At 70.2% G+C, this 8,826-nt stretch carries 10 protein-coding genes and 1 pseudogene; 5 read left to right on the forward strand and 6 right to left on the reverse strand.

Annotated elements, in window-relative coordinates:
- Positions 1 to 175: 175 nt before the first annotated feature.
- The 3 genes from ldtR to MZTS_RS19510 form a co-directional block, all read right to left on the reverse strand.
- Positions 176 to 703, reverse strand: a complete 528-nt coding sequence (gene ldtR / locus MZTS_RS19500) for a transcriptional regulator LdtR (RefSeq protein ID WP_192285089.1) — start codon at positions 701 to 703, stop codon at positions 176 to 178.
- 186 nt (positions 704 to 889) lie between these two features.
- The gene (locus MZTS_RS19505) at positions 890 to 1,357 is read right to left on the reverse strand and encodes a DUF6163 family protein (RefSeq protein WP_009864062.1); all 468 of its coding nucleotides are present in this window, start codon (positions 1,355 to 1,357) and stop codon (positions 890 to 892) included.
- On the reverse strand, positions 1,354 to 2,505 hold the full coding sequence (locus MZTS_RS19510; protein WP_246482195.1) for an enoyl-CoA hydratase/isomerase family protein: 1,152 nt from the start codon (positions 2,503 to 2,505) through the stop codon (positions 1,354 to 1,356). Before MZTS_RS19510 ends, MZTS_RS19505 begins: the two co-directional genes overlap by 4 nt.
- 361 nt (positions 2,506 to 2,866) lie before the next feature.
- Here MZTS_RS19510 and MZTS_RS19515 point away from each other — a divergent pair, with 361 nt between their 5' ends.
- The 3 genes from MZTS_RS19515 (at position 2,867) to MZTS_RS19525 (ending at position 4,979) form a co-directional block, all read left to right on the forward strand.
- Positions 2,867 to 3,103 carry a DUF6894 family protein gene (locus MZTS_RS19515; RefSeq protein ID WP_192285091.1) on the forward strand — a complete coding sequence of 79 codons (237 nt, stop codon included), beginning with the start codon at positions 2,867 to 2,869 and terminating at the stop codon, positions 3,101 to 3,103.
- 315 nt (positions 3,104 to 3,418) lie between these two features.
- Entirely contained in the window at positions 3,419 to 4,474 is a 1,056-nt protein-coding gene (gene hemB, locus MZTS_RS19520) for a porphobilinogen synthase (protein WP_009866726.1), read from the forward strand.
- A 127-nt stretch (positions 4,475 to 4,601) separates the two neighbouring features.
- On the forward strand, positions 4,602 to 4,979 hold the full coding sequence (locus MZTS_RS19525; RefSeq protein WP_210329375.1) for a hypothetical protein: 378 nt from the start codon (positions 4,602 to 4,604) through the stop codon (positions 4,977 to 4,979).
- On the opposite strand, the gene MZTS_RS19530 is transcribed toward MZTS_RS19525, so the two are convergent.
- The gene (locus MZTS_RS19530; RefSeq protein ID WP_192285092.1) at positions 4,931 to 5,794 is read right to left on the reverse strand and encodes a GDSL-type esterase/lipase family protein; all 864 of its coding nucleotides are present in this window, start codon (positions 5,792 to 5,794) and stop codon (positions 4,931 to 4,933) included. The genes MZTS_RS19525 and MZTS_RS19530 overlap by 49 nt on opposite strands.
- A 194-nt stretch (positions 5,795 to 5,988) precedes the next feature.
- On the opposite strand from MZTS_RS19530, the pseudogene MZTS_RS19535 reads away from it, so the two are divergent.
- Together MZTS_RS19535 and MZTS_RS19540 are read left to right on the forward strand one after the other, a co-directional pair.
- Positions 5,989 to 6,482: pseudogene (locus MZTS_RS19535) on the forward strand (RDD family protein).
- A 159-nt stretch (positions 6,483 to 6,641) separates the two neighbouring features.
- Complete coding sequence (locus tag MZTS_RS19540) at positions 6,642 to 7,388, forward strand: arginyltransferase (protein ID WP_192285093.1); 747 nt, start codon at positions 6,642 to 6,644, stop codon at positions 7,386 to 7,388.
- A 28-nt stretch (positions 7,389 to 7,416) separates the two neighbouring features.
- Here MZTS_RS19540 and MZTS_RS19545 read toward each other — a convergent pair whose 3' ends face one another.
- Both MZTS_RS19545 and ypfJ read right to left on the reverse strand, forming a co-directional pair.
- Positions 7,417 to 7,980 carry a sugar O-acetyltransferase gene (locus MZTS_RS19545; RefSeq protein WP_192285094.1) on the reverse strand — a complete coding sequence of 188 codons (564 nt, stop codon included), beginning with the start codon at positions 7,978 to 7,980 and terminating at the stop codon, positions 7,417 to 7,419.
- Positions 7,981 to 7,996: 16 nt separating this feature from the next.
- The coding region (gene ypfJ, locus MZTS_RS19550) for a KPN_02809 family neutral zinc metallopeptidase (protein ID WP_192285095.1) at positions 7,997 to 8,826 on the reverse strand (830 nt) is incomplete at its 5' end.

Genomic DNA, 8,826 nt, shown 5'->3' on the forward strand with positions numbered 1-8,826 from the left:
GACACCTTCAACTAAGAAGGCGGTCTCCGGACCCATCCGGTGAGATCGAAGGCGTCACCCGAGAGGGTGGCGCCTTTTTCGTGCGCTCGACGCCAGAAAGCGGCAAGGCCGGCGGGTTCCTGGCAACCCGCCGGCCTTGCCGCTTCGTGGGAAGAGAAAAGGGCGCTTCCGCTTGTTAGAGCCGGTAGCGGATCTGGTCGGTCCAGAAGCGCTCCAGGCGGGCGAGGGCGACGTTGAGACGGTCGAAATCGTCCTCGGAGATGCCGCCGATCGGCTGGATCGTGCGGGCGTGCTTGTCGTAGAGGCCCTGGATCAGATCGTGCACCTCGCGGCCCTTGGGCGTGAGGCTGATGCGCACGGAGCGCCGGTCGGTCTTGGAGCGGGCGTGGTGCAGGAAACCGGCCTCGACGAGCTTCTTGACGTTGTAGGAGACGTTCGAGCCGAGATAGTAGCCCTTGGAGCGCAGCTCGCTCGCGGTCAGCTCCTTGTCGCCGATGTTGTAGAGCAGGAGCGCCTGGACGCTGTTGACGTCCTCGCGGCCGCGGCGGTCGAACTCGTCCTTGATGACGTCGAGGAGCCGGCGGTGCAGCCGCTCCACGAGGTGCAGCGCCTCGAGATAGGAGCCGGTGGCGCCCTGGGCGAGCCCGCTGGTCTCGGCGGCATCGTTGGACTTGAGAGCGGTGTTGGCGGCCTTGGTGCTCATCGTGGTGCCTTCCTGTCGGTTCGTGCCGGCTCTTTGCCCTCGGCGCCCTGGGCGCCTCCGGCGGTCGGCCTCGCTTATGAGGTGAACCTAGGCCGCACCGATGAAAGCCGATTTAAGCGACAGGATGAACTCGCGATTTACTTCTGTCGGTAAATGCAAAATGAAACGATCGCGTTGACCTCTCGTTCAGCCTACATCGCGCGCCGCCAGCCAGGACAACACGAAGTACACGGCGACAATGCTTGCCTGGATTGCGATCACGGGCATCGACATCGGCAGGAGCTGCGGCGTCAGCACCGCCAAAGTGAGTGCCGAGGTCGCGGCCAGCAGCCAGACCACCCCGCCCCAGGCGCTGGTCAGCCACAGGCCGACCGCTGCCACGAAGTCGATCACCGCGAAATAGACGATGGCCGATTGCCGCCCCGGCGCCAGCTCGGCAAACGGCGTCCGCCCGGGCAGCAGATCGAGGATCTCGCCCCAGGTGACGAGCCCCTTGGCGAGCCAGATCAGGGCGGTGACGCGCATGAACCAGACCAGCACGACGTCCCAGCGGGTCTGTTCCTTGGGAGCACTGCCCTCGATGCGGTCGCCCGCCCCGGAGCTGGGGCGGCCGCGCCCGTCGCGGGTGGCGCCGACCTTGGTCAGGGCTCTCATGGCCGCCCTCCCGCCGCCTGGACAGCCGTCGCGGCGCCCTCCTCCGCCACGGTCTCGCCCCGCGGCCCCTGGCTGCCGTCGAAGCGCGGCTCGCCAGCCTCGGGCGGGCCGAAGGCCGCCGCGATGGCCGCGCCGTCGACCTCCTCCAGCGTGGCGGGCCGCCAGGCGGGCCGGTTGTCCTTGTCGACGATCACCGCCCGCACCCCCTCGTAGAAGTCGTGGCCGCGCATCACCCGCTCGCACAGCCGGTACTCGGCGAGCAGGGCCTGCGCGAAGCTCAGGCCGCCGCCCCGGCTCATCTGGGCCTGGGCGATGGTCAGGCTGGTGGGGGAGCGGCTGCGCAGGGTGGCGGCCGTGGCCCGCGCGAAGGCCGAGCCGTCCCGGCCCGCCGCGTCGAGCCGGGCGAGCACCTCGGCCACGCTGTCGGCGGAGAAGCAGGCATCGATCAGCGCCCGCTCGGCGACCAGCGGTCCGGTCTCCGGCACCGGCGCGTCGAGCCCGTCGAGCGCGGCCGCGATCCCGGCGCCCCCGGCCAGCCGGTCGATGATCGTCTCGAAATCGGCGGCGCGGGCCGCATGCGTCGCGAGCCCCACGGCCAGCGCGTCGCCGGCGCCGATCCGGCTCCCGGTCAGGGCGAGATAGCGGCCGGTGCAGCCGGGCAGACGCGGGAGGGCGTAGGTCGCGCCGACATCGGGAAAGAAGCCGATTCCGGTCTCGGGCATGGCGAAGCTGTAGCTCTCGGCCGCCACCCGCACGTCGCCGTGCAGCGAGAGGCCGACGCCGCCGCCCATCACGATCCCCTCGATCAGCGCGATATACGGCTTCGGATAGGTCTTCACGAAGGCGTCGAGCCAGTATTCGCCGCGCCAGAACGCCATCACGTCGGCGTGGCGACCGGCTTGGCCGAGGGCATGAATCTGGCGGATATCGCCGCCCGCGCAGAAAGCCCGTCCGCCCGAGCCCCGCACCACGACCCGGGTGATCCGCGCATCCGCCGCCCACTCCCTGAGCTGCGCATGCATCGCTCTCACCATCGGCAAGGTCAGGGCATTGAGCGCCTTGGGCCGGCACAGGGTGACCAGCCCGGCCTCCCCCCGGACCTCGAAGGTGATCTCGGGCTCCGCCACGTCCGCCCGCCCATCCGCCATCTCGCGCTCCGCTCCGCCGCGCCGCCTCGCACGACCTCCGCCGCGCGAGCGCGCTTTAGACGAAGTCCCGACGGAACCGTCAACGCGCACCGTCGACGCGACAGCTCCGGGCGAACCGCGCGATGCCGGCGTCGGCATCGCCCTGTCTCCGTCCGATGTCCTCGCCCGTTCGAGAACGGCGCGGCATCGTCCCGGAACGGGTAGGACCGATACTGGACTTACCTCAGGTTATGTTTCCGCCCGCATTTGTTATTGAGCCTTCCCAGCTCATGCTGCATTTGTCGAAGGCGAGAAATTCCGGTGCACGACCCGCATTCGGAGATCCAAACCGTTTTTTCGATGAAGCGGGAAAGGGCGAGCATTGCCCCGCTACTTCTTCGACATCCATGACGGTGCTGCCGTGATCGACGATGACGGCCAGGATCTGGCCGACCGCAAGGCGGCGCGCGCCGAGGCACTGGACCGGGCAGCGGCCTTCGCCGCCGACCCGCGCAAGCTCGGCGGGGCGGGCGTGGTGGTGGTGACCGTGCGCACGGACCCCGAGAGGGTGGCGCTGCGCCTGCGGCTCGTCTGCCAGATCGAGGAAATGGCGGAGTGATCCCGGCAAGCTTGTGCAGCTCCTGAATCCGCCCTCCCCACGCACCCCCGTCGGATCCGGATCGAGGCGTCGCTGCCGAGGCGGGAACCTGCCCTGCGGCGACGACGCCTTTCGGGCGCGAATCCGGATGTGCTAGGGCGCTGCCGTGGCCCCGCGTCCCGCGGCGCCTCCCTCACGCGCCCGCGGCGGATCAGGATCCTGTGCCCGGGCCCTCGCGAGGGGGGACACGGGATGCGCCGCCCGAGCCGCTTCCGATCGCCCTCACCGGGAAACGGCTCCAACCCTTTGTTGAGATGCCCTCGGAGGCCCTGGGCCATGTCAGACGCAACCCCGCGCCCGCTCGCCATCGACACCGCGCGGGAAGCCGCCCCCGGCGCGGGGCCGCTGAGCCTCACCCAGCGTCCGCGCCGCAACCGCAAGGCCGAGTGGTCCCGCCGCCTCGTGCGCGAGCACACGCTGACCATCGACGACCTGATCTGGCCGCTCTTCGTGATCGAGGGGGAGCGCCGCCGCGAGCCGATCGCCTCCATGCCCGGCGTCGAGCGCCTCAGCGTGGACGAGATCGTGCGCGAGGCCGAGCGCGCGGCCAAGCTCGGCATCCCGGCGGTCTCGTTCTTCCCCTATACCGAGCCGGGCTTGCGCGACGCCATCGGCTCCGAGGCGCTGAACCGCAACAACCTCGTCTGCCAGGCGGTGCGGGCGGTGAAGCGGGCGGTGCCGGAGATCGGCGTGATGACCGATGTCGCCCTCGATCCCTATACCAGCCATGGCCATGACGGGCTGATCGACGACGGCGCCATCCTCAACGACGAGACGGTGGCGGTTCTGGTCGAGCAGAGCCTGATCCAGGCCGAGGCCGGCACCGACATCATCGCCCCCTCCGACATGATGGACGGGCGCGTCGGCGCGATCCGCACCGGACTCGACCGGGCGGGGTTTCGCGACGTGCAGATCATGGCCTATGCCGCGAAATACGCCAGCGCCTTCTACGGGCCGTTCCGCGACGCCATCGGCACCAAGGCGGCGCTGGTGGGTGACAAGCGCACCTACCAGATGGATCCCGGCAACGCGGCGGAGGCCCTGCGCGAGGTCGCCCTCGACCTCGCCGAGGGGGCCGACTCGGTGATGGTGAAGCCGGGCATGCCCTATCTCGACATCATCACCCGGGTGAAGACCGAGTTCGGCGTGCCGACCTTCGCCTATCAGGTGTCGGGCGAATACGCGATGATCGAGGCCGCCGCCCGCAACGGCTGGCTCGACGGCGACCGCGCCATGACCGAGAGCCTGCTCGCCTTCAAGCGCGCGGGCGCCGACGGGGTGTTGACCTACTACGCCCCCCGCGTCGCCGAGCGGCTGCGCGCGGGCGCCTGACCGACCGGCCGCCGGGCGGGGAACGGCCTTGGGCCGCGCAAGCGGGCATGCAGCCCCTCCCGCAAGCATTCCCGCGCGCGCGCGAAGGGGGACGCGAAGGAAGGCGCGAAGGGGACCGGCCAGCGCCCTGACCGCCTCCCTGGCCGCTTGGCTCCTGGCCGGGTCGGGCTGCGACACCGCCCTCGACGCCCGCCGGACGACGCTGTGCCGCCGGGCGGTGCCGGCCCTGGCTCCGCCGGGGACCGGGATCGGGCTGCTGCGGGTCGGCCCCGGCGCGAGCCGCGGCAGCGTGCGCGCCGATTACCGCCTTCTGGGAAGCGACAGCGCGCTCCCCAAGAGCGAGGCCGAGCGTCCGCGCTTCCTCGTCTGCCATTTCGGTGCCGGCGACGACCTCACCGCCCTGACGACCGAGCGGGGACCGGTGAACGGCGCCTCCCTCTACCTGCTCAAGCGCTACTACCTGGACACGCCCGAGGCCGAGGCCGCCGATCCCGGCAAGGGCTGAGCCTCGCGGCAGAGGTCGAGCCCATCGAGCATGGCCGCGTAATCGGCGAGATGGATCGCGTCCGGCAGGGATCCCGGCTTGGCGAGACCCGAATCGCCGTCCCGCAGATCGGCGAAGGGATCGGCGAAGCGGCAAGTCCCGGGGCGGCACAGCCCCCGGAGAATGTCCGAATAGACCGCGACCGCCGCCGGGTCGCGCCGGAAGGCCGCCGCCTTCCCGAGGGGCGGTACCGCCGCGACGACGACCCGCTCCGCATTCTGCGAGAGCCACGCGAGGCTCGCCGCCGCCTCGGCGGCGAACCGGGCCCGCGCCTGTGCCGAGAGCGGACGGGCGACCCGCAGCAGATCGTTGGTACCGATCAGCAGCACACCGAGCCGGCCCCTGGTCGCGGCCCGCTGGCCGGCGAGGCCGTCCGCGACCTCGCGCGCCCGCGCCCCGGCGATGCCGGCATTGACCAGCGGCGCGCAGGGGAGCCCGACACGGCCCGCCAGTTCCGCATGGGAATTGCCCGCGATCAGCACCGCGCCGGGGACGACACCCGCGAGGGCGGCGGCGATGGCCGGCCGCCGGGCCAGGGCATGGTCCAGAGCCGGACGATCGGGCTTGCGAACGAGGCCGGCTCCCCCGCCGGGCAGGGTCAGCGCCAGCAGCAACAGGCCGAGCCCGAGCCGGTGCCGACGGATGCCTCGGCCGGAGGAGCGGCCGGGACAATGTTGGCCAAGGACAAGGGGACCGAAAACCTGTCCGCGCAGACGCGAGGGAAAGACGGACGGAGCCTGCGGAAACGGCTTCGCCGCCGCGAAGGGAATCGTCATGGAGGAAGCAGAGGCTCCGGCGCGACCGATGAGCGATCCGTTCTCGGCCCCGATTGTTGCCGGATTATGTGGGAATATTACCCACAGACTCATGATGAAGTCGTTCCGCCCGACCGCGGTCGCTCCCCTTGGCAGCGCCTCGCCGTCTCCCCACCTGAGCAGGACCGCAGGCAGCGGTCGAGGGAGCGCCGGACATGACGGATTTCCAGCCCGGCTATCAGCCCGGCTACACCAACCCGGCCGGGATGCCCGGCCATGCCGGGTATCCCGTGCCCTATGTCCGGGCCAGCCTCGGCGGGCGCACCGTCGCCTATCTGCTCGACCTCGCCTTCATCTTCGTCTTCACGGCTTTGCTCGCCACGGCCATCGCGATCCTCGGCGTGCTCACCTTCGGCGTCGCCTGGGTGCTGTTCCCGATCCTCGGCCTCAGCGGCATCCTCTACAGCGCGCTGACCGTCGGTGGGCCGAAGCAGAGCACCTTCGGCATGCGCATGCTCGCCTGCGGGTGGTGGCGCCCGAGAGCGGCCGGCCGGTGGATGTTCTGACGGCGGCGGTCCACGCCCTGCTGTTCTACGTGGCGATCTCGACCTTCCTGCTCTGGTGCCTGGATGTCGTGTTCGGGCTGGTCCGCCCCGACCGGCGCCTCGGCCACGACCTGCTGCTCGGCCTCGCGGTGGTGCGGATCTGAGTCCCGCTCGAACCCCCTCTTTCGGGTGACCGAAGCGGGACGGAAAGCCGCCGCCGCCCCCCGTCAATCCAGTTGAGCGCCGCCGCGATCCCGCTACACTGACGGGAGGCGGCGCCATCTTCTCCACCGCCGCCGGCCCCGAGGGCGAGCCTTTCCAGCGTGACGAGCCATCCGCGCGACACCCCGCAATTCTACCTCACGGCGCCCTCCCCCTGCCCCTATCTGCAGGGCCAGGAGGAGCGGAAGGTCTTCACCCACCTCGTCGGGCGACGCGCCCGCGATTTGAATGAGATCCTGACCCAGGGCGGCTTCCGCCGCTCGCAGACCATCGCCTACCGCCCGGCCTGCGAAACCTGCCGGGCCTGCGTGTCGGTGCGGGTCGTGGTGGAGGATTTTTCGATCACCGGCAGCCAGCGGCGCATCCTCCAGCGCAATGCCGGGCTGATCGGCACGCCGGAGCCGAACCGCCCGGCCTCCGAGCAATACGCCCTGTTCCGCCGCTATCTCGATGCCCGCCACGGCGATGGCGGCATGGTCGACATGACCGTGCTCGACTACGCCATGATGATCGAGGACAGCCACGTCGATACCCATCTCGTGGTCTATCGCGAGCGCGGGCCGGACAGCGCGATCCACGGCCGCGGCGTCGGCGCCCCGGTCGCCGTCTGCCTCACCGACGTGCTCGCCGACGGCCTGTCGATGGTCTACTCGTTCTACGACCCCGAGCAGGCCAGCCGCTCGCTGGGCACCTACATGATCCTCGACCATATCCGCCGCGCCCGCGCGCTCGGCCTGCCGTATCTCTATCTCGGCTACTGGGTCGATGGCTCCCGCAAGATGGACTACAAGGCCAAGTTCAAGCCGCAGGAGCGGCTGATGCCGCAGGGCTGGGTGCGGGTGGAGTAACGAGCGGCGTTGCCGCCAGCCGCTCCCGTCACTCCCGAATCCACTTCACTACCTTGGCCGGATTGCCCACCACCACGGCGCCCGCCGGCACGTCGCGGGTGACCACCGCACCGGCGCCGATCACCGCCCCGTCGCCGACCGTGATGCCCGGCAGCAGGATCGCGCCGCCGCCGATCCAGACGTCGTCGCCGATGGTGACCGGGCGGGCGCTCTCCCAGAACGCGGCGCGCTGAGCGAGATCGAGGGGATGCTCGGCGGTGTAGATCTGCACCGCCGGGGCGATCTGCGCCCGGTGGCCGATGGTGATCGGCGCGCAATCGAGGAAGACGCAGTTGAAGTTGCAGAAGAAATCGTCGCCGACGGTGATGTTGGCGCCGTAATCGCAGGCGAAGCCGGGGCAGATCGTCGGATGGCGCCCGGCGCTTCCGAGCAATTCGCGGATCACCGCCTCGCGGCCCGCCGCGTCCTCCGGCTCCATCGCGTTGAGCCGCAGGAGCCGTCTCTTGGCGGCGTTGCGAAGCTGGACGAGTTCCGGATCGTCGCCGCGATAGGGCTTTCCGGCGAGCATCAGTTCGCGGGCGGTCTCCGCCATCGACATCTCCGAGAAATCAGCCGCGGCCGGCGCGGAACGTGTCGCAGGATTTGGTCTGGCCGCTCTTGTAGCCGGTCATGAACCAGCGCATCCGCTGCTCGGACGAGCCGTGGGTGAAGGAATCCGGCACGGCATAGCCCTGCGACTTCTCCTGGAGCTTGTCGTCGCCGATGGCGCTGGCGGCGTTGAGCGCCTCCTGGATGTCGCTCTGGTCGAGGGAATTCCAGCGGTCGTTGGAATTCTTGGCCCAGACCCCGGCGAGGCAATCGGCCATCAGTTCGACCCGCACGGAGAGCTGGTTCGCCTCGGTCTTGCTGGAGGCGTTCTGCTGGCGGCTCTGCACCTTGCCGAGGATGCCGAGCACGTCCTGCACGTGGTGGCCGACCTCGTGGGCGATGACGTAGGCGTAGGCGAAGTCGCCCTTCACGCCGAACTTGGTCTGCATCTCCTTGAAGAAGCCGAGGTCGAGATAGACCTTCTTGTCGAGGGGGCAATAGAAAGGCCCCATCGCCGCCTGGGCCATGCCGCAGCCCGAGCGGGTGCCGCCCTGATAGAGCACCATCGTCGTCGGCGTGTATTGCCGGCCGGTCTGGTTCGGCAGGATCTCCTTCCAGACATCCTCCGTGTTGCCGAGGATCTTCGAGGCGAATTGCCCGGCCCGGTCGGACGGGGCCTCGCGGCGCCGCGCCTGGGTGTCGGGATCGACCCGCTCCTCGCGCTGGCTGCCGCCGCCGGCCATCTGCTGGGCGCCGCCGATCAGGATCGCCGGATTGATGCCGGTGACCCAGGAGACCAGCAGCAGCACCACGATGGTGCCGATGCCCAAGCCCCCCGCGCCGCCGCCGG

The organism is Methylorubrum zatmanii (assembly GCF_014845115.1).
Classification (GTDB): Bacteria; Pseudomonadota; Alphaproteobacteria; order Rhizobiales; family Beijerinckiaceae; genus Methylobacterium; species Methylobacterium zatmanii.

What these genes read in the sequence shown, in the direction of transcription:
- ldtR (WP_192285089.1), bottom strand. Translation starts at nt 703, where the DNA reads ATGAGCACCAAGGCCGCCAACACCGCTCTCAAGTCCAACGATGCCGCC.
- MZTS_RS19505 (WP_009864062.1), bottom strand. Translation starts at nt 1,357, where the DNA reads ATGAGAGCCCTGACCAAGGTCGGCGCCACCCGCGACGGGCGCGGCCGC.
- MZTS_RS19510 (WP_246482195.1), bottom strand. Translation starts at nt 2,505, where the DNA reads ATGGCGGATGGGCGGGCGGACGTGGCGGAGCCCGAGATCACCTTCGAG.
- hemB (WP_009866726.1), top strand. Translation starts at nt 3,419, where the DNA reads ATGTCAGACGCAACCCCGCGCCCGCTCGCCATCGACACCGCGCGGGAA.
- MZTS_RS19530 (WP_192285092.1), bottom strand. Translation starts at nt 5,794, where the DNA reads ATGACGATTCCCTTCGCGGCGGCGAAGCCGTTTCCGCAGGCTCCGTCC.
- MZTS_RS19545 (WP_192285094.1), bottom strand. Translation starts at nt 7,980, where the DNA reads ATGGCGGAGACCGCCCGCGAACTGATGCTCGCCGGAAAGCCCTATCGC.